Below are 19244 nucleotides of genomic sequence, written 5' to 3'. Positions count from 1 at the left end.
CGCTTCAAGCGCTCTTTTTTATTGCAGTTTCGATTAGTAATCGAAGCTGAAGTGTTCTGGTGCAAGTGAAGTCAAGGTGCGAGATGTTGACACCATTGATTCTGCATGACCTTGTGCACGTGGTAATAAACGGTCAAAGTAGAAGTCTGCAACTTTGATTTTTGCTTTATAGAATTCAGGTGTTTCGATTCCGTCGCCTGCTTCTAATTTCTCAGATGCAATCACTGCTTGTTGTGCCCAGAAGTAAGCCATCATCACATAACCAGAGAACATCAAGAAATCAACCGAAGCTGAAGAAACGATGTCACGGTCTTTACGTGCAGCAAGCATGATACGAACAGTTAATGTATTCCATTGTGCGCAAAGCTTAGTCAAGTCCCACGCAAAACGACGTAAGTACTTGTTACGTGCATGTGCAGCACAGAACTTCAAAATTTCAGCAGTATAGTCACGAACAACTTTACCTTTTGAGCTTAAAAGTACTTTACGACCAATTAAGTCTAGTGCTTGAATGCCTGTCGTACCTTCATACAAGGTTGAGATACGTGCATCACGTGCGATTTGCTCCATACCCCATTCACGGATATAGCCATGACCGCCATAAACTTGCATACCGTGGTTTGCAGCTTCTAAGCCAAGTTCAGTCAAGAAACCTTTAAGAATAGGTGTATAGAAGCCAAGTTTGTCATCATAAGCTTCATAAGCTGCTTGATCGCCGCTGACCAATGCATCTGTCATTTTGTCTGCAAGTTTAGCAGCATGATAGATCATTGAACGACCGCCTTCAGCAATTGCTTTTTGCGTTAACAACATACGACGAACGTCAGCGTGGTGAATAATTGCATCACCTACACGCTCAGGTTCTTTTTTACCAGAAAGGGCACGCATAGACATACGGTCTTTCGCATAAGGTAAAGCACCTTGGAAAGAAAGTTCAGCATGTGCAATACCTTGAACTGCTGTACCAATACGCGCAGTGTTCATGAAGGTAAACATTGCATGTAAACCTTTGTTGATTTCACCGATCAGGTAACCTGTTGCATTGTCAAAGTTAAGCACTGCAGTTGCAGATGCTTTGATCCCCATCTTGTGTTCGATTGAACCACAAGAAACAGTATTACGTTCACCTACGCCACCATCCGCAGTTGGGATGAATTTAGGTACGATGAATAAAGAAATACCACGAGTACCTGCTGGTGCATCTGGAAGACGCGCAAGTACGATATGGATAATGTTCTCGGTTAAATCGTGCTCACCCGCAGAGATGAAGATTTTAGTACCAGAGATTTTGTATGTGCCATCAGCAGCAGGTTCTGCTTTAGTTTTAACTTGACCTAAGTCTGTACCACATTGCGGTTCAGTTAAGCACATTGTGCCTGACCAAGTACCTTCAACCAGTTTAGGCATATAGGTATTTTTTTGCTCGTCTGTACCAAACTGCATGATTGTGTTCATACAGCCTGTACTTAAACCTGGATACATGGTGAATGACCAGTTTGCCGTTCCCATCATTTCAGATTTGATCAGGTTTAAAGACATTGGTAAGCCTTGACCACCAAACTCTTCTGGATAAGAAAGACCTTGCCAACCACCCATTACGAATTGGTCATAAGCTTCTTTAAAGCCTTTTGGTGTTGTCACTTCACCGTTGTTAAAAGTACAACCTTCTTCGTCACCTGATTGATTGAGCGGAGAAAGTACGTTTTCGCAATAATCTGCCGCACCTTCAAGAATCATATCAACTGTTTCAGCATCCGCATTTTGACCACTTGTCAAAGTTTGGTAATGTGCTGGATAATCTAACATTTCGTTCATTAAGAAACGAATATCACGGAGCGGGGCTTTATAAGCTGGCATAATCTTAATCCTGTATTTGAATCATTTTGGATTATCTGTTTCGATACTTTGATTATTCACAATAGTGATAAAAATACATTGATAACCACTAGGGAAAAGAATGTCAGAAAAGCGAATTTCCTAAAAGGGAGATTTGTACAAAAATCACTTTTCTATTGGTCTCAAAACTGATGTTAAACGTGAAAAGTACTCAATTTTATACTTGAAAATATAATGATATAAAGGTGTTTGGTAAAGCTATGCGTATAAAATATTTAACTTTATGCTTAATGGGTCTAAGTCTTTCTGCATGTTCACAGCATGTCATTAAAACCAATTCAGCTTCGAACAATTTAGAACAGAAGGCAATCAATAGTCTCAATGCGATGTATGAATATCCGAGCTATGATTATCGTGGCAAATTTAATATTCATGTTGAACCGCAGCAAAATAATACAAATGCCAAAGTCGACAATGCACCTTTAGATGCGGCACTCAAGCAAAAAGTTGATCAATATTTACGAGATCAGAAGGTCAATTTAAACAGTAGGCAAAAACAAGCGTTATATGTTGCCTTGGCGCAAGAACAAAAAAGCTATGGTCGATCTAAAGTCGATAAATTTACCCAAATCATGGCCAATGTCCTCAATGACATGCAGTTTGAATATGATGGTTCTGTGCATTATCGTCAGAAAGTGGGTTCATTTAACCTGACTGCACGCTATGAAAAGCCGACTTTATTGGTTCAAGCTAAAGTGCCAATGGTGCTTGATCTAAATAATTATAAGTTTTATATCAACTACTTTGCTTTGATGCCGTATTTGGTGAATAAAGAAAATCAAAACAATCTCGCATATCTAGATTTTTCGAAATATCAGGATGTATTCAAGCAAGTGGATTACAAAAAATTTGCTGAATATGTCAAGGCATCGAGTGCGATTTATTACCGTCTTGCAGATCAAAACAACATTCAGGCTTTGTCTGTTTCTTCGGCAGATCAAGCTGCGGGTGTGGTTGAAAAAATCCGTTTAAAAACTTCAATTGAAGAGCTGATTTTGCAAGCCAATTTATATAGCAAGGTTAATGAAAAATATTTCACCCAAAGTGTTCTCAATATTAAAGAAGAGAATCTTGAGAAACTGATTGCCAATGAAATGAAGGCTGCGAGTGAAAGTAAGTCAAAATCAAATGCTTCATTATTAGATAAAAAAGATTCGGCTGATGATGCCAGTGTGGTCAGCCAAGAACTGTATCGGTTGGTGAATAAACATTTTGGTGTTGAAGATGCTGACGAAGACTATGCTGGTGAGAGCGCAGATGCAGCAGATGATGTAACACAAGCAGCGCAGAGAGCCTATGCCGAGGCTGCTGCAGATAGTACGGTTGATACCACAGTCGCTGAAGAAGATGAACAGGTGGGTTTAACCGAAGAACAATGTACAGCTCTACAAAACATGCCTAAAACTACTTATGGCGATGTCCAGTACTGTCAAAGTGTTTATGGCATTGATGTATTTGGTAGCAAGCCCGCAGAAGTAGGTTTCCTGTCTTATTTTGAAAAGCTACAAACAGTAGAAAAAGAATTTGTTGGCTATGATCAGAATCAGTTTATTGATGATCAGGCCTTTAAAGCGCTTTGGATCAAACACAAAGCAGATATTGATAAGGCTTTACCGCCAGTCGATAAGCGTAATCCATTTACGATGGATGTTGGTCTGGATGCACAAGGGCGTGCGGTCAAACTGGATTATGATTTGAATTATGGCTTATCTGAATTGAAGTCTCGATTTAGTGTTAAAGCGGATATGTTGATTTCGAATTATGGCAAAGCCACACCAATCGATCAGGCGCAGTTGAAACGTGCTAAAACATGGGCAGAAGCAAGCAAAGGCTCAATGCTTGAACAGACGGTGAGTAGTTTTTCTGAGAAACTGGGCCAAGCTGGTATTCAAGAACGCTCAGCAGAGCCTTATAGCTTGTCGTTAGATGATCAACTTAAAGTGATTGCAGAGCAACGTTTTGATGCAGCACATAGTTATGAGCAAACCTATAAAGCGGTATTTATTGCCAAACTAACGGAAAGCACACCACAGGTTGTACAGCGTTACTCGAGTCAAGAGTTGCAAGAAATTGCCAGTGTGTATGCGTATTGGTATGCCGATGAGGAAGTTTATAATCCTGAAGGTAAATCACTGCAAACGATTGAAGCTTTACAAAAGAAACATCATCTTGAAAATGAAGATCAATTTGATGACAAACTGGGGCAAGCGGTGAATCGTCTTGTGCTTGATGCCATGCGTGGTGATAAAGATCGTCAAGCTTGGAAAAAGCTACAAGCACAATATAGACAACCACAGCAATTATTTGCCAAGCAATATCAAATCCAGTTTGAACAAGAGAATGGCGTTTCAAGTGAAGAAAAAGTTTTGCTTGCACAAACAGCAAATATTTTAGGGCAAGTGTATGTGGATGCCCGTAAAAATAAGCTGTCTGAAAAATCAATTCAGTCTTTAAAAATTGAACATAACGAATTTATTGATTATGAGATTTTTAAAGAGGTTTATCAGAAGATGCTGACGGTTAAATAATTGATTTAAGCACCATAAAAAAAACCTGCACTTTGCAGGTTTTTTTATTTTGATGATTATAAAAAATCTTTCAGTTCTGGTTTTACCCCATTCCAAATCGAAAATGCTTCAATCGCTTGACCGACCAGCATGCCGAAACCGTCGGTAGATGGGATTTGGCGTTGTTTGGCCTGATCTAGAAAGCTAGATGGTTTGCCGTAAGCCATTTCATAAGCATGATGGAATACTAAGCTTTCAGGCAGTTGTAGGGCATCGCCTGTTAGACTTGCAGAGGTTGCATTAATCACAACATCAAACTCACCTACGAGTTGATCTAAGCTTGTTGCTTTAAGTTCTGCATGTGGCACAGCATCTTTTAAATCGTCAACGAGTTGCTCAGCGCGGGCGAGGGTACGGTTGGCGATCACAATCTGTTTTGCACCTGCCTGTACCAAAGGATAAATGACACCACGGGTTGCACCGCCAGCCCCTAAAATTAAAATACGACTCTCTTTAAGTTCCCAGCCCAAAGCCTGAATTGCTGCAACCAAGCCTTGACCATCGGTGTTATCACCATATAGTTTGCCATCCTGCATCCATAAGGTATTGACTGCTTTGGCGATCTTGGCACGTTCAGTCAATTGGTCGCAAAGGGCAAAGGCCTGTTCTTTAAATGGTACAGTGACATTCATTCCCATACCATTCTGAGCAAAAAAAGCTTTTGTCGTACTTTCAAAGCCATCTAAAGGTGCAAGGATTTTTTTATAGTTAAGATCGACCCCTGTTTTTGCTGCAAATGCATGGTGAAGTTCAGGTGAGCGAGATTGTTCAATCGGATTTCCAATTACAGCAAATTGTTTGGTCATGAGTGATCAGTATGCTAGAGAGTGGTTAAAGTTTATAAAGTTGAAAGGGATGCTGCAATATTGATTTACATCTATAACATGACGACAACGTGATTTGATTTTTACAACATGCTTTGATAAGTGAAAACGATCAGATAATTTTAATTGGATTATGAGTATATTTCTAATTCGGCATGCAGAGAGTGAAGCCAATATCAACGGACGTACGTTATCTCACGCTTCGATTGCATTGAGTGAGAGGGGGCAACGGCAGGCTGAGCAGCTTTGTGAACGATTACCTCAAGTTGATCATGTGATTATTTCTAAATATAAGAGAACTTATCAGACAGCAGAACCCATTTTGCATAAATATCAGTTGAGTGCAGAGATAGATGAAAACTTGCATGAATTTAGCTATCTCTCAGAAAGGAAGTGTTTCAATACAAATATAGATGATCGTAAGTTATGGCTAAGTGCTTATTGGGAAAGGATGGATTATGACTATCGCGAGGCTGATGATGCCGAGTCTTTTGCTGACTTGTATTCTCGGGTGCAACTATTTCATAACAAATTAAGGCAATTAGAACAGAAGTATACGGAAAAGAATTTAATGATTTTTACACATGGGCAATTTTTACAATTACTTCTGACTTTAAAGGATAGACCACAATCTTTAAGTCGAGAGCTGATGCAAAACTTTAGATCAGATTTAATTCATCAGCCAATTCAAAATACAGCAATCTTTTTATTTTAATGCCTCTAAAGACCTCATCCCCAACATCTAAGCTAGGGATGAGTAATATATTACTTCTGCAAACCTAACCAATCTCGAGGTTTTAGATAATAATCAGTGAGACGTTTCTCAGCCGAATCTGCATCCCATTCAGGACGATATGACCAGCCCGCCAGATTAGGCAAGCTCACCAAGATCGATTCAATACGCCCGCCAGTCTGTAGGCCGAACAACGTGCCACGGTCATAGACCAGGTTATATTCAACATAACGACCACGTCGATACAGTTGGAATTCACGTTGAGCTTCGGTATAAGGCTGCTCACGATGTTTTTCAAAAATCGGTAAGATCGCTGCTAAATAGCCATTACCCACGGCTTGGATATATTTAAAGCAGGTCTCGAAATCCCACTGGTTCAAATCATCAAAGAATAAACCACCCACACCACGTTGTTCATCACGATGCTTTAGATAGAAATAATCATCACACCATTGTTTGTGTTCAGCATAGACATTTTCGCCAAAAGGCTGACACAGGTCATAAGCGGTTTGATGCCAGTTGAGAACGTCTTGATCATCTGGGTAGAACGGAGTTAAGTCGAAACCGCCACCAAACCACCACACAGGATCTTGGCCTTCAGGCTCCGCCACAAATAGGCGAACATTGGCATGAGATGTTGGGATATTTGGGTTTTTCGGGTGAATCACTAAGGATACGCCAAGTGCTTGTGCTTTCGCCCCAGCAATTTGTGGATGCCGTTCAGTAGCAGATGCAGGAAGCTTACTAATATTGATGTGGGAGAACATCACCCCACCTTTTTCAATCACTTCACCATTTTGCAAAACACGAGAACGACCGCCGCCACCTTCGGTGCGTTGCCAATCATCGATGATAAACTCAGCGCTACCACCGCCTGCACGTTCCTGTTGTTCTAGTCCTGCACAAATCCGTGCTTGTAGATCGAGTAAAAACTCACGAACACGTTGAATATCAACTGAAGTTGGATGCTGCATGATGATCCTCTGAAAGTGATCTAGGGATTGCTTATATCAAAACATAAAACCCATAAAAAAAGTAAGGGTTTTTTATTTTTTACAATAAAAACCCTTTAACTGATTTATTTTTAAACGTTTTGAAAAGTGAATTAAAAGTCATCTTTTTTATAGAGATGATCCATACGCTCACGTTTGGTTTTTAAATATTGTTCATTGAATGGATTGCGGCCTACTGTTAAAGGAACACGCTCAACCACATTGATGCCGAGATCAGTCAAGGCTTTTAATTTAAGCGGGTTATTGGTCAGTAGTTTCACTTCTTTAATCTGAAGGTGATCCAACATAATGCTGCACATATCATAACGACGCGCATCAGCAGGCAAATTCAATAACAAGTTCGCATCAACAGTGTCATGTCCTTGATCTTGCAAGGCATAAGCACGAATCTTATTGGTTAAACCAATACCACGGCCTTCTTGACGAAGATAAAGAATCACACCTTGGCCAGCTTCATTGATCAAGCTTTGTGTGGCCTGAAGTTGCGGTCCACAATCACATTTGAGTGAAGCGAAAGCATCACCTGTTAAGCATTCAGAGTGGATGCGGACAAGTACAGGCTGATCTGGAGCCGTTTCTAAACCTTTAGATAGCGCCACATGTTCTTCACCTGTTGCAGGGTCTTGAAACACGGAAATATTGAAGTCACCAAAAGCGGTGGGTAGCTTTGATGTTGCAATAAATTCAATCGGCACAGAGAGCTCACTATGATAATAAAAACAGTTCGAGTATAGCCTAATGTATGAAGATTGCGTGAACTGGAATTTCTGATTTTTCACATAACTTTTTCTTTTTCATACAAAGCACACAATAATGGTTGATAAACAGTGACATAATTCAGGATAATCTACGGGTCATTCTTTAAAATTTGCATGAGAATGTTCAGCACTACATCATTCGCACGTGTGGCTGATTGAAGGTAGATCATATTTAATTGTATGATTGCCCCCATTTAAAACCCAGCTTCGGACTTGCCAGGCTTAAAAAGGCTTTGCCACATTATGTTGTATACCGAAATACCAACTCAGCGCCCTGTTACGCCATTGTTAGATGAGATTGATCATCCACAACAATTACGTCAGCTCGAGCAAAGCCAACTCGCACAAGTGGCGGATGAGTTGCGTCAATATATTTTGTATGCGGCAGGGCAAAGTGGTGGACACTTTGGCGCAAATTTAGGTGTAGTTGAACTGACTGTTGCGCTGCATTATTGCTTTAATACACCAGATGACCGTTTAGTGTGGGATGTGGGCCACCAAGCTTATCCTCATAAAGTGCTTACTGGTCGTCGTGATCGAATTACCACGATTCGTAGTAAAGATGGTTTAGCTGCATTTCCAGCGCGTGATGAATCTGAGTTCGATACCTTTGGTGTTGGACATTCATCTACTGCGATTTCTGCTGGTTTGGGCATGGCCTTGGCACGTCGTTATCAGAAAGATCCGTGCGATGTTGTTGCAATCGTGGGCGATGGCGCAATGACTGCGGGTATGGCTTTTGAAGCCATGAATGATGCGGTTGCTCATGATGCCGATTTGATCGTAGTCTTAAATGATAACGATATGTCGATCTCTTGTAGTACAGGTGGTTTTGCAAAACATTTGGCTGCGATTTGGGAAACAGGTCAATTGGTCAATGTGAATGAACAAGGCGAAGCCTATGTTCAGCCACATCCAAAGTGGACGTATAATTCTCGCTTACATCAATCTGCGACCGATGCAGCAGATAATTTATTTAAAGCGATTGGTTTTGATTATTTTGGGCCATTTGATGGTCATGATGTGGAACAGCTAGCGCAAGTTTTTCATGCGCTTAAAAAGCGTAAAGGTCCACGTCTGGTTCATATTTATACTAAAAAAGGTAAAGGATTCGCACCAGCGGAAGCAGATCCGATTACCTATCATGCGATTACTAAAATTGCGCCAGCCGCAGCAGCGCCCGTAAAAAAATCGCCTCCTAAGTACTCAGATGTCTTTGGGCAATGGCTATGTGATGAGGCGGCACAAGATGATCGCTTACTCGCGATTACGCCTGCGATGTGTGAAGGCTCTGGCATGGTTAAATTTGCGCAGCAATATCCTGAGCGTTTCTTTGATGTTGCCATTGCAGAACAGCATGCAGTGACTTTAGCTGCAGGTATGGCATGTGAAGGTCTTAAACCCGTTGTTGCGATTTATTCAACCTTCTTACAACGTGGTTATGATCAATTGATCCATGATGTTGCCTTGCAAAATCTGGACGTCACCTTTGGTATTGATCGTGCTGGTTTGGTGGGTGAAGATGGCCCAACCCATGCCGGTGCGTATGATTATGCTTATATGCGTACCGTACCTAACATGGTGATCATGGCGCCGAAAGACGAAAATGAATGCCGCCAAATGTTGCATACAGCTTATCTTTATAAAGGACCAACGGCAGTGCGCTATCCACGTGGGGTAGGTACAGGCGTTGAGATTCAACAGCAGATGACAGCGATGGAAATTGGTAAGGCTGAAATCGTTGCTGAATTTAATGTGGATGCTGAACAGCAGATCAGTGTCCTTGCTTTTGGTAGTCGTGTTGCAGCATCGGTAGAAGCAGCTCAGCAATTTGCGAACAAACACTCGATGGGTGTGCGTGTTGTGAATATGCGTTTTGTGAAGCCATTGGATGAGCAAATACTTTGTGATTTGGCTCCACAGACCCAACTGTTTGTAACGGTAGAAGAACATGCTGTGATGGCGGGTGCGGGCAGTGCCGTGAATGAGTTCTTGGCACAAGCACGTATTCTCAAACCGATCTTGAATCTTGGTTTAGCAGATACCTTCTTGCATCAAGCAACACATCAACAAATGTTGCAAGATAGTGGTTTAGATGCTCAAGGAATCTTAGCTTCAATTGAGAAAGCTTGGTTCTAATCTATAAGCTCATGTAAAAGCGGAAATAATTTTTCGCAACATTTTTCCCCTAAAAGCGCTTATATTTGCTAGAATATACGCGCTTTTATGCATTATTCTTTGTCAAAATCTTCAAATTTGTAGTGGGTGTTCAATGGAACCTATGGTGGTTATGGCTGCGCGTGCGGCTCAAACAGTTGGTCAAGAGCTTTTAAAGGCACATCAGAATCGTCATAAACTCGATTTGCAAGTTGAAGAAAAAGGCATCGATGGTCCAGTAACGCGTGTCGATCGTTACTTGGAACAACTTACAATTGATACTCTTCGCAAAAGCTATAAAAACCACAGCTTCCTTGGTGAAGAGTTTGGTATGCAAGAAGGTAAAGGTCACGATGCAGATTGGTGCTGGGTGATTGATCCTTTAGATGGCACACAAAACTTTATCAACGGTCTTCCGCATTTCTGTATTTCTATTGCTGTACAGCACAAAGGTGTAACTCAACACGGTGTGATCTATGATCCTGTACGTGATGAATTATTCTCTGCAAGCCGTGGCCGTGGTGCAGTGATGAATCAACGCCGTATCCGTGTCAATGTAAAAGAAAACCTAGAAAACACTTTCCTTGCTGTTGGTCATCCATACCGTGCGAAGCGTAATGGCGAAATCGTTTCTTATGCTGAACAGCATTTTGCTTCATTATTGGCAGTGACTAAATCTGGCGCACAAATTCGCCGTGGCGGTTCAGCTGCATTAGATTTGGCTTATGTTGCTGCAGGCCGTTTTGATGGGTTCTTTGAGCTTGGCTTAAAACCGTGGGATATCGCAGCGGGTGAGTTGATTGTGAAAGAAGCAGGTGGTGTGGTGGTTGATGCACGCGGTGGTAATGAATCATTTGATAATGGTCAGGTTATTGCGAGCTCACTTAAGATGTTAAAGCCATTGATGCAGACCGTAGTTCCTGCTTGGGGCGATGCTGCAAAATAATTTGCCGAATTCTAAAAAAGCCCTCAATATTTGAGGGCTTTTTTATGTGTTATTCGAAATAAGGTAAAGCCAATTGCTGATCTATTTTATTGGTCCCGGTGGTGCTGGTAAGACTACTGCAGCCAAGTTGCTCTCGGCGGAGTTTGGTTTTGACTATTATGATTTAGATGAATATTTTATGCAGAGGGAAGGAGATATTACTCAGTACATTATTCAACATGGTTATAAAGAATATGCAGCGCGTAACATTCAGCTTTTTATGCAGCTTCAAATAAAATACGATTTGAATAAAATAATGATCATTGTATGTTCCTCTGGATTTATGACCTATCCTCATGATACTCACCAAGACTATATAAAAATCAAAGATGAAATAGAGAGCCATATTTTTACTTTTTTAATGTTACCTTCACTCGTGTTGGAAACATGTGTTCAAGAAATAGTTGCAAGGCAGATGAATCGAGCTTACTTAAATCCTGTTCGAGCAAAAGAAGAATTAAAGATTAGGCAGAGATTTCAGCTTTATTCGAATTTGAAGTGTCGGGTACTTTTCACGGATCATATCCCTGATCAAGTTGCTGCAAATGTGAAACAAATACTGGATACCCTTAATAAAGTAAAGCAAGGATCTAATAAATCTTAGCTTAACTGTACAATAAGAATGTTAACAAAAGAGTAAGGCATAATAGGTTTTTAACTTGCTGATAATTATGTTTATATTGAAATATAAATTATTTTAAATGCGTTGTTTTGAGGTCATCATTATCGTTTGGATACAAATAATAAAGGAGACTAAATAGAAAAACCTATTAAAAAAGGTGACTTTTAAAATTATTCTGCTATAATCCGCCCACGCACTTAAATTCCAGTTCATTACCTGAACATTCAGTTCTATTCATATTAGCGCACGCTGTCCGTAGAGAGGACCACATCTTGCGCCCAAATCGCTTAGCGATTCTTCAGGTTGAAGCAGTAATCAAGCGTGCGTTTAGTCCACATCGTCGTTATTCGGATCGCCGCTGAACTTCATCTATTTTTCAGCTTGAGTCGCTTTGCCGCTTGTTGCCGATGTCTATTTTTTTGTATTTATTAAAATGGAGCACCCATTAGGGTGAAACTCTCTATGAGCAAAACTTTTGCCGAATTTTCTTTACACGAAACCTTACAACAAGCGCTTGAAGGTTTAGGTTTTACCACTCCAACTCCTGTGCAAGAACAAGCGATTCCCGCTGCGTTAGAAGGGAAAGATTTATTAGTTTCGAGCCAAACTGGTTCAGGTAAAACAGCTGCATTTTTACTTCCAACGTTAAATGCATTAGCAGGCGAAGAAGCATTTGTTTCTTTCAAAGACCGCATGAAAGCGGTAACTCAGCCTACTATTTTAGTTATTTCTCCTACACGTGAATTGGCTCAACAAGTAAGCCAAGACGCGATTGCATTTGTACGTCACATGAAAGGTGTTCGTATTGCTGCAATCATGGGCGGTATGCCTTTTGGTAAACAAATTCAACAGCTTAAAGGTGCACAAGTTGTCGTTGCGACTCCAGGTCGTTTACTTGACCTTGTAAACCGTCGTCAAATTAAACTTGATAAAGTTGAATCATTAATTGTTGATGAAGCAGACCGCATGCTTGATCTAGGCTTCTCTGAAGATCTAGAAGCAATTGGTGAATTAGCTGCAAACCGTAAACAAACATTAATGTTCTCTGCAACATTTGCTGATCGTATTATTCGTCTTGCTGAACGCATGATGAATGATCCACAACGTATTGCAATCGAAACTGGTCATAGCACCAACACTGATGTAACGCAAACATTGCATTGGACAGACGGTTTTGAACACAAGAAAAAATTACTTACGCATTGGTTATCTGACGAATCAGTAGATCAAGCAGTTGTATTCGCAAGCACGCAAGAAGATACAGATATGCTTGCTGAAGAACTAGCTGAAGCTGGTCACTCAGTTGTTGCGTTGCACGGTGCAATGCCACAAACCGTTCGTAACCGTCGTTTACGTAGTATTCGTGAAGGTCGTGCAAAAATCTTAGTTGCAACTGACGTTGCAGCGCGTGGTCTAGACGTACCGACAATTTCACACGTAATTAACTTCGGTTTACCAATGAAAAACGAAGACTATGTACACCGTATCGGTCGTACAGGTCGTGCTGGTCGTACAGGTCAAGCCGTTACTTTAGCGACTTACCGTGAGCGTGGCAAAATCCGTGCTTTAGAAGATTATTTAGATGCACGTTTAAATGTATCTGAAATTGAAGGTTTAGAGCCATCTCCACCTCCTGCTCGTTCAGGTCGTGATGGTGGTGGTCGTGGCCGTGATGGCGGTGGTCGTGGTCGTGGCGGTCGTGATGGCGGTCGTGGCGGTTTCGGTGGTGGTCGTCGTTTTGAAGGTGAAAGCAGCTTCAAACGTCGTGAAGGTGGTGATGACCGTCCACGCCGTAGCTTTGATGACAAGCCACGTGGCGAACGTCCATCATTTGGTGGTGAAGATCGTCCACGTCGTGAGTTCAACTCAGATCGCCCACGTCGCGAAGGTGGTTTTGAAGACCGTCCAAAGCGTAGTTTTGGTGGTGAAGACCGTCCACGTCGCGAGTTCAACTCAGATCGCCCACGTCGTGAAGGTGGTTTTGAAGATCGTCCAAAGCGTAGCTTTGGTGGTGAAGACCGTCCACGTCGCGAGTTCAATTCTGACCGTCCACGTCGTGAAGGTGGTTTCAACGATAAACCGCGTTTTGATTCGAATGATGACAACCGTGGTAACCGCGTAGATTACAAACCACGTCGTGAAGGTAGCTTCGGTGACCGTCCAAAGCGTGATTTTGGTGATCGTCCTGCTCAACGTGAAGGTGGTTTTGGTGATCGTCCAAAACGTAGTTTCGGTGGTGAAGACCGTCCAAAGCGTAGCTTCGGTGGCGAAGATCGTCCAAAACGCAGCTTCGGTGGTGAAGATCGTCCAAAACGTGATTTCGGTGATCGCCCACAACGTGAAGGTGGCTTCGGTGGTGACCGTCGTCGCAAAAACGATTTTTAATCGTTAAAAACCGATAAAAAGAAGAAGCCAGTTGAAAAACTGGCTTTTTTATTTTCTGTTAGTCATGTAAAATCTAAAAAATGTGTACTAATTCAAATTTTATATAAGAAATGAATAGCGTTAAGCAAAATAACAGTCTTCTGAGTCAAATATGGTCATTCATGTGTAGTGAAGGGCTGCCGTGTCTATTTGTGATTCTGATGCTATGTAATGGCTTGTTTTTCGCTTATGCACTTTTTGACACCAATCATTCTGATTCTCTTAATGTTAATTCTCATCAAACCACCAGCCAAACCGTCTCAAAGAATAACTACATAAATTAAATAATCTTCATACATCAGTTATCAAAATAAAAACAAGCGTTTAATCTTTCAGTGTATAGTATGCGTGCATAAAAAGTGCAGGAATATGCCATTATGAATAACAAATCTCCTCTCGATACAGAAGCCTTAATTGAAGTTAAAAATTTGAGCTTTAATCGAGGAGAACGCGTCATTTATGACGATATCAGTCTTAAAATTCGACGTGGTCAAATTACTGCAATTATGGGACCGTCTGGTACGGGTAAGACGACTTTATTACGTTTGATTGGCGGCCAATTGCTTCCTGATCATGGTGAAGTGCTGCTCGACGGTAAAGATATTGCGACAATGTCGCGTCAAGAATTATTCGCTGCACGTGCACGTATGGGAATGCTATTCCAGAGTGGTGCATTATTTACCGATATGTCGACTTATGAAAATGTCGCTTTTCCCATCCGCGCACATACCAAATTACCTGAACATATTATTGCAGAGTTAGTTGCGTTAAAACTCGAATCTGTCGGTTTGCGTGGAGCTGAGCAGTTAATGCCATCGGAGCTTTCAGGCGGGATGAACCGTCGTGTGGCTTTGGCACGTGCGATTGCATTAGACCCTGAACTGATTATGTACGATGAGCCATTTGCTGGCCAAGATCCAATCGTGATGGGGGTTTTAACCCGCTTAATCCGTTCTTTGCGTGATGCTTTAGATTTAACCACGATTATCGTCTCGCATGATGTTGCAGAGACCTTGTCGATTGCTGACTATATTTATGTGGTGGCAGAAGGCAAAATTCAGGGTGAAGGTACACCAGAACAATTAAAAAATCATGCATCGCCATTTGTACGTCAGTTTTTAACAGGTTCAATCGAAGGGCCTGTGGAATATCAATTCACTCATCAAGCATATTTAGATAACGAGGTTCGTCCATGAATACGATTGCCTGGTTAGGTAGACTCGTTATTGAGCGGATAAAGGGAATTGGTGCTGCCGCATTAATGCTCTTGCAAGTTTTATTTGCCATGCCATCGAAAGGTGGATTTCAGCGTTTTGTCTATCAAATGTATCGTGTCGGGGTGATGTCCCTGCTGATTATCGCTGTTTCTGGTCTGTTTATTGGTGCTGTTCTTGGTTTGCAGATGTATAGCATTCTGGTCACTTTTGGTAGTGAGGCAATGCTCGGCACCGCAATTTCATTAACCTTGTTACGTGAACTCGCCTCTGTGGTTGCAGCATTATTATTTGCTGGACGAGCAGGTTCGGCATTAACTGCTGAAATTGGTTCCATGAAACAGAGTGAACAACTTGCCAGTATGGAAATGATTGGTGTTGATCCACTTCGACAAATTGTTGCCCCTCGTTTATGGGCGGGTATTGTCAGTCTGCCGATGCTCACTGTGATTTTTGCAACCATTGGTATTATTGGTGGCAAGTTGGTTGGTGTTGATTTCTTGGGTGCGGATGAAGGTTCATTTTGGAGTGGTATGCAAAGCAGCGTGCAATTCTGGCATGACATCTTTAATGGTACCATTATCAAAAGCATTGTATTTGCTTTAATTTGTACATGGGTAGCGGTATATCAAGGTTATGCTTGTGATCCGACGCCAGAAGGTATCGCGACTTCGATGACTAGAACGGTCGTATATTCTTCACTTTGTGTATTAGGTTTTGATTTCGTGTTGACTGCGGTCATGTTCGGAGGGATTTAATGAAATCACGTACTAGTGAGCTGGCCGTAGGTATTTTTGTCATTATCTTCGGTATCGCTCTATTTTTTCTTGCAATGAAAGTTAGTGGTTTAGTCGGTACCAATTTACGTGATAGCTACAGCATGACAGCGCAGTTTGATAACGTAAATGGTTTAAAAGCCCGTGCCAAAGTGACCATGAGTGGTGTGACCATTGGTCGTGTCGAATCAATTACGCTTGATCCTGTAACACGTTTAGCAACAGTCAAATTTGATCTGGATGGTAAGTTAACCAGCTTTAGTCCTGAGCAACTCAAAGAAGTGCAAAAGAATGCGCTTGATGAATTGCGCTATAGCTCTGATTACCAACAGGCCGATGCTGCGAAACAAAAAGAAATGGAACAGCAACTTATCAGTAACATGACATCCATCACAAATTTGGATGAAGATGCTTATATAATGGTTGCAACCAATGGTCTTTTGGGTGAGAAATATTTGAAAGTCGTTCCAGGTGGTGGGTTGAACTACCTTAAACGTGGTGACGTGGTTTCAAATACTCAAGGGACAATGGATTTAGAAGATTTAATCAGTAAGTTTATTACTGGTGGTGCGGGTAAAGCCACATCGAGCTCAACCACAGCAGAAGGTGCTGCTTCTCAGCCAGCTACGGCTGAAGCAGAACCTTCTTTTGTTGAGTAATTCAGGTTAGGAGATTGAAGTGAACACATTATTGAAACAAACTCTAACAGCAAGCGTATTATCAACAATGCTTGCAAGTGCGGCATTTGCAGCACCAACAGAGACCCCGCCTGATTTTGTTAAACGTGTGGCTGATGGCTTAATTACGCGTTTAAAAGCAGATAGCGCTAAATTACAGAATAACCCTGCTTTAGTAAGAACGATTATTCGTCAAAACCTTGATCCGTATGTAGATTCACAAGCATTTACACGTATCGTGTTAGGTACGTATGCGAATAATCAATATACCAACGCTGCACAGCGTGCTCAGTTTGAACAAAATTTCCGTGCGGTGATTATTGAAAACTATGGTGGTGCTTTCGCTAAATATACCAACGAAAGCTACACTATGCGTCCTTTCAAGTCGACCAACAGCAAAAACCCTGTGGTGACTTTAGACTTTTTGCATAATGGCGAGAAAATCCCTGTATCGTTCCAGTTAACAGACAAGGGCGATCAGTGGAAAGTACGCAATATCAATGTTTCTGGTATTGATCTTGGTTTGCAATTCCGTAACCAGTTCGCTGCAACTGTTCAGCGTAATGGCGGCGACATCAATAAAGCGATCGCAACCTTTAAACCAGATGCAGAAGCTGCAACAAGCAAAAAATAAGTAGGTGACGGGTGATTCAGTATATTGATCAGCAGTTAATTGTTTCTAAAACGATTAACTTTGCCAATGCAGAACAGATTTATCAGGCAGGCTTAAAGCATATTCAACAGCATAAGGATTTTCCTTTGATTGTGGATTTGGCTCAGCTTGAACAAGGTAATACTTTATCTTTGGCTGTTTTGGTGCAATGGTTGCGTCAAACACCTGAGAATAAAGGTCTGCATTTTAAAAATGTGTCTGAGAAAATGCTGAAGATTATCCAAGCCTGCCATCTGCAAGATGATTTGAAATTGATTTGATTGATCTGGCAGAGTGAAAAAAGAGAACTATTTTTAGTTCTCTTTTTTTTTATCTTTATATTTTAGGGAAAGCAGAAAAGAGAGCTTCACAGCTTGGATATTTTTGATGTAATTTTTCTAAATAATAGCGTTGATCATATTCTAAAAAACCATCCAATAATTTGATGGTGGATGGGTTGTTACTGCAGCTTTTCGCTTTTCTATTCCATGCAGTAAAGGGGGCAATGGGATGATCTATCGATATGATGTTTTTCTCACATCGTAATAATGCCATAGAGCTGATTCGATAATTGTTGGGAGCTGCATGGTCTACGGGGTAGGCAAGACCAATTACTAAATCATTTATTTTTATGGTTTTGGCTAGAAAATCACTGTGCCATAGTGTGGGTTTGGGTGCAAACAACATGCTGAGAAAATGCCGAAATACAAAGCGAGTATGCTGAAATGTAAATTGATTTTGGGTGTCAGAAGACTGCTTTTGTATAGATTGAACACGTGCGATAAACACATCTTTGGGGGAGTGTGGTGCACATGCAAAAGCTGTTGAGATTGAAAGGATTATACTCAAAAAGAGAACTAATCCTTTCCTGCTTAGATCCATTTTTTCCAACGGAAGTAAAACATTGGCAAGACGAGGAAGGCCATCAGAATACCGATGACAATCCAAAAACTGAGGCTGCCATGAGCAAAAGGTAGCACATCGGTGTTCATCCCATAAATACTCGCAATCAGCATCGGTGGCGCAAGCATGCTTGGTAAAATCGAGAATCGACGAATGGTATCGTTCTGCTCGGTATTAATGAATCCAGAGGTGGTATCCAGTAAGAATCGCACTTTTTGGAATAAGAAGGCATCATGTTCGACCAGCGAGCGAACATCTTCACTTAATTCGCGAATGTCGGCATCATAAATGTGACTGCCTAATGCACGCGGGCGTGCTAAAAAGGTTAATACACGGCGTAAATCAATTAAACAGAGTTGTGCCTTTCCCAACATATCTTCTTGCTGGGCTAAGCGGGTAATCATGTCATCAAGGTCTAAAATTTTCTCGCGATGATGATTATTGAGGACTTCTGTGGAATATCGTTCCAAGTCCTTGTGGATATCTTCCAAGATATCCGCAAGCTCATCTAGCTTTGCTTCAAGTAAACCGAGCAAGATCCATGTTGGATCTTTATAGTCCATATCATAGTCATTACGACGAGCGCGGGCACGGAATGCGCGGAAGGCAACCAACTTCTCACCACGCATAGTAAATAAGCGGTCTTTATGCAAAATAAATGCAACCGTTTGTACCATTGCCAACATGGGTAAAGAGTCGTCTGCATCACCATCGACTTGATAATTTTTATTCTTTGTTAAAAAATAGGTGCTGATATGCAAGATTCCATCATCATCACGGTAAAATCGGGCAGATGAGGAAATGTCTTCAAGTGACTTTAGGGTCGGTAAGTTTTGCTCATAGGCATCCAAGACCCATTGTTGTTCTTCTTGGGATGGAGCGATGAGATCAATCCAGACCAGTTCAGGGTGGAGATCAAAACTTCCGTTGATGGCTGCATCTTCTAGACTACCGCGCTCTGTGGCATAAAAGGCTTCAAGCATGTCTTTTTTCCTCGCGCAGTCGATGTAAATTTTCGGCCTTTTACCGAAAAGCAGCGTGTA

The 19244-nt window shown here is 41.4% G+C and carries 17 protein-coding genes; 11 read left to right on the top strand and 6 right to left on the bottom strand.

The features are described from left to right. Window positions 1-33 precede the first annotated feature (33 nt). Window positions 34-1857: an acyl-CoA dehydrogenase C-terminal domain-containing protein gene (locus tag GBI66_RS07455; protein ID WP_005185365.1), complete on the bottom strand. Its 1824-nt coding sequence runs from the start codon at window positions 1855-1857 to the stop codon at window positions 34-36. A 239-nt stretch (window positions 1858-2096) separates the two neighbouring features. Between GBI66_RS07455 and GBI66_RS07450 the strand changes: the two genes are divergently transcribed. Then, window positions 2097-4424 carry a hypothetical protein gene (locus tag GBI66_RS07450; RefSeq protein ID WP_151715644.1) on the top strand — a complete coding sequence of 776 codons (2328 nt, stop codon included), beginning with the start codon at window positions 2097-2099 and terminating at the stop codon, window positions 4422-4424. Window positions 4425-4480: 56 nt separating this feature from the next. Here the strand turns inward: GBI66_RS07450 and aroE are convergent, their stop codons facing one another. Beyond that, complete coding sequence (gene aroE / locus GBI66_RS07445) at window positions 4481-5269, bottom strand: shikimate dehydrogenase (RefSeq protein WP_151715643.1); 789 nt, start codon at window positions 5267-5269, stop codon at window positions 4481-4483. Window positions 5270-5420: 151 nt separating this feature from the next. Here aroE and GBI66_RS07440 point away from each other — a divergent pair, with 151 nt between their 5' ends. Next, a complete protein-coding gene (locus GBI66_RS07440; RefSeq protein WP_151715642.1) occupies window positions 5421-6002 on the top strand; it encodes a histidine phosphatase family protein in 582 nt (193 codons plus the stop codon). A gap of 50 nt (window positions 6003-6052) precedes the next feature. Here the strand turns inward: GBI66_RS07440 and hemF are convergent, their stop codons facing one another. Further along, window positions 6053-6994 carry an oxygen-dependent coproporphyrinogen oxidase gene (hemF, locus tag GBI66_RS07435; RefSeq protein WP_151715641.1) on the bottom strand — a complete coding sequence of 314 codons (942 nt, stop codon included), beginning with the start codon at window positions 6992-6994 and terminating at the stop codon, window positions 6053-6055. A 131-nt stretch (window positions 6995-7125) separates the two neighbouring features. Continuing rightward, the gene (ribA, locus tag GBI66_RS07430) at window positions 7126-7728 is read right to left on the bottom strand and encodes a GTP cyclohydrolase II (protein ID WP_004804065.1); all 603 of its coding nucleotides are present in this window, start codon (window positions 7726-7728) and stop codon (window positions 7126-7128) included. A gap of 306 nt (window positions 7729-8034) precedes the next feature. Between ribA and dxs the strand changes: the two genes are divergently transcribed. The 9 genes from dxs to GBI66_RS07380 all read left to right on the top strand — a co-directional run bounded on the left by dxs (window position 8035) and on the right by GBI66_RS07380 (window position 17579). Further along, window positions 8035-9930 carry a 1-deoxy-D-xylulose-5-phosphate synthase gene (gene dxs / locus GBI66_RS07425; RefSeq protein WP_151715640.1) on the top strand — a complete coding sequence of 632 codons (1896 nt, stop codon included), beginning with the start codon at window positions 8035-8037 and terminating at the stop codon, window positions 9928-9930. A gap of 133 nt (window positions 9931-10063) precedes the next feature. After that, entirely contained in the window at window positions 10064-10894 is an 831-nt protein-coding gene (locus GBI66_RS07420; protein ID WP_151715639.1) for an inositol monophosphatase family protein, read from the top strand. Window positions 10895-10967: 73 nt separating this feature from the next. After that, entirely contained in the window at window positions 10968-11537 is a 570-nt protein-coding gene (locus tag GBI66_RS07415; RefSeq protein WP_151715638.1) for a shikimate kinase, read from the top strand. A 480-nt stretch (window positions 11538-12017) separates the two neighbouring features. Further along, the gene (locus GBI66_RS07410) at window positions 12018-13940 is read left to right on the top strand and encodes a DEAD/DEAH box helicase (protein ID WP_005185326.1); all 1923 of its coding nucleotides are present in this window, start codon (window positions 12018-12020) and stop codon (window positions 13938-13940) included. Window positions 13941-14356: 416 nt separating this feature from the next. Beyond that, entirely contained in the window at window positions 14357-15175 is an 819-nt protein-coding gene (locus tag GBI66_RS07400; RefSeq protein ID WP_005185323.1) for an ABC transporter ATP-binding protein, read from the top strand. Continuing rightward, window positions 15172-15951 carry a lipid asymmetry maintenance ABC transporter permease subunit MlaE gene (mlaE, locus tag GBI66_RS07395; protein ID WP_005185319.1) on the top strand — a complete coding sequence of 260 codons (780 nt, stop codon included), beginning with the start codon at window positions 15172-15174 and terminating at the stop codon, window positions 15949-15951. The genes GBI66_RS07400 and mlaE overlap by 4 nt, the downstream gene beginning before the upstream one ends. After that, complete coding sequence (locus GBI66_RS07390) at window positions 15951-16628, top strand: outer membrane lipid asymmetry maintenance protein MlaD (RefSeq protein ID WP_151715637.1); 678 nt, start codon at window positions 15951-15953, stop codon at window positions 16626-16628. The genes mlaE and GBI66_RS07390 overlap by 1 nt, the downstream gene beginning before the upstream one ends. A gap of 19 nt (window positions 16629-16647) precedes the next feature. After that, window positions 16648-17280: a phospholipid-binding protein MlaC gene (locus GBI66_RS07385; RefSeq protein WP_005185306.1), complete on the top strand. Its 633-nt coding sequence runs from the start codon at window positions 16648-16650 to the stop codon at window positions 17278-17280. An 11-nt stretch (window positions 17281-17291) separates the two neighbouring features. Further along, entirely contained in the window at window positions 17292-17579 is a 288-nt protein-coding gene (locus GBI66_RS07380) for a lipid asymmetry maintenance protein MlaB (RefSeq protein WP_005185301.1), read from the top strand. Between the two features lie 55 nt (window positions 17580-17634). Here GBI66_RS07380 and GBI66_RS07375 read toward each other — a convergent pair whose 3' ends face one another. Both GBI66_RS07375 and GBI66_RS07370 read right to left on the bottom strand, forming a co-directional pair. Continuing rightward, complete coding sequence (locus GBI66_RS07375; protein WP_151715636.1) at window positions 17635-18180, bottom strand: hypothetical protein; 546 nt, start codon at window positions 18178-18180, stop codon at window positions 17635-17637. Next, window positions 18171-19184, bottom strand: a complete 1014-nt coding sequence (locus GBI66_RS07370; protein ID WP_151715635.1) for a magnesium and cobalt transport protein CorA — start codon at window positions 19182-19184, stop codon at window positions 18171-18173. The genes GBI66_RS07375 and GBI66_RS07370 overlap by 10 nt, the downstream gene beginning before the upstream one ends. Between the last annotated feature and the right edge of the window lie 60 nt (window positions 19185-19244).

Origin of the sequence: Acinetobacter sp. TUM15071 (genome assembly GCF_008980925.1) — a bacterium.
GTDB classification, from domain to species: Bacteria; Pseudomonadota; Gammaproteobacteria; order Pseudomonadales; family Moraxellaceae; genus Acinetobacter; species Acinetobacter dispersus.
Note: the sequence above shows the minus strand (reverse complement) of the source record. Positions and strands in the feature narration are given on the sequence as shown.

Bases quoted from the DNA above. Each gene is read 5' to 3' on its own strand.
- GBI66_RS07440 (WP_151715642.1), top strand. From the start codon at position 5,421: ATGAGTATATTTCTAATTCGGCATGCAGAGAGTGAAGCCAATATCAAC.
- mlaE (WP_005185319.1), top strand. From the start codon at position 15,172: ATGAATACGATTGCCTGGTTAGGTAGACTCGTTATTGAGCGGATAAAG.
- GBI66_RS07450 (WP_151715644.1), top strand. From the start codon at position 2,097: ATGCGTATAAAATATTTAACTTTATGCTTAATGGGTCTAAGTCTTTCT.
- GBI66_RS07400 (WP_005185323.1), top strand. From the start codon at position 14,357: ATGAATAACAAATCTCCTCTCGATACAGAAGCCTTAATTGAAGTTAAA.
- hemF (WP_151715641.1), bottom strand. From the start codon at position 6,994: ATGCAGCATCCAACTTCAGTTGATATTCAACGTGTTCGTGAGTTTTTA.
- GBI66_RS07370 (WP_151715635.1), bottom strand. From the start codon at position 19,184: ATGCTTGAAGCCTTTTATGCCACAGAGCGCGGTAGTCTAGAAGATGCA.
- GBI66_RS07410 (WP_005185326.1), top strand. From the start codon at position 12,018: ATGAGCAAAACTTTTGCCGAATTTTCTTTACACGAAACCTTACAACAA.
- GBI66_RS07375 (WP_151715636.1), bottom strand. From the start codon at position 18,180: ATGGATCTAAGCAGGAAAGGATTAGTTCTCTTTTTGAGTATAATCCTT.
- dxs (WP_151715640.1), top strand. From the start codon at position 8,035: ATGTTGTATACCGAAATACCAACTCAGCGCCCTGTTACGCCATTGTTA.
- GBI66_RS07420 (WP_151715639.1), top strand. From the start codon at position 10,064: ATGGAACCTATGGTGGTTATGGCTGCGCGTGCGGCTCAAACAGTTGGT.
- GBI66_RS07390 (WP_151715637.1), top strand. From the start codon at position 15,951: ATGAAATCACGTACTAGTGAGCTGGCCGTAGGTATTTTTGTCATTATC.
- GBI66_RS07455 (WP_005185365.1), bottom strand. From the start codon at position 1,857: ATGCCAGCTTATAAAGCCCCGCTCCGTGATATTCGTTTCTTAATGAAC.
- aroE (WP_151715643.1), bottom strand. From the start codon at position 5,269: ATGACCAAACAATTTGCTGTAATTGGAAATCCGATTGAACAATCTCGC.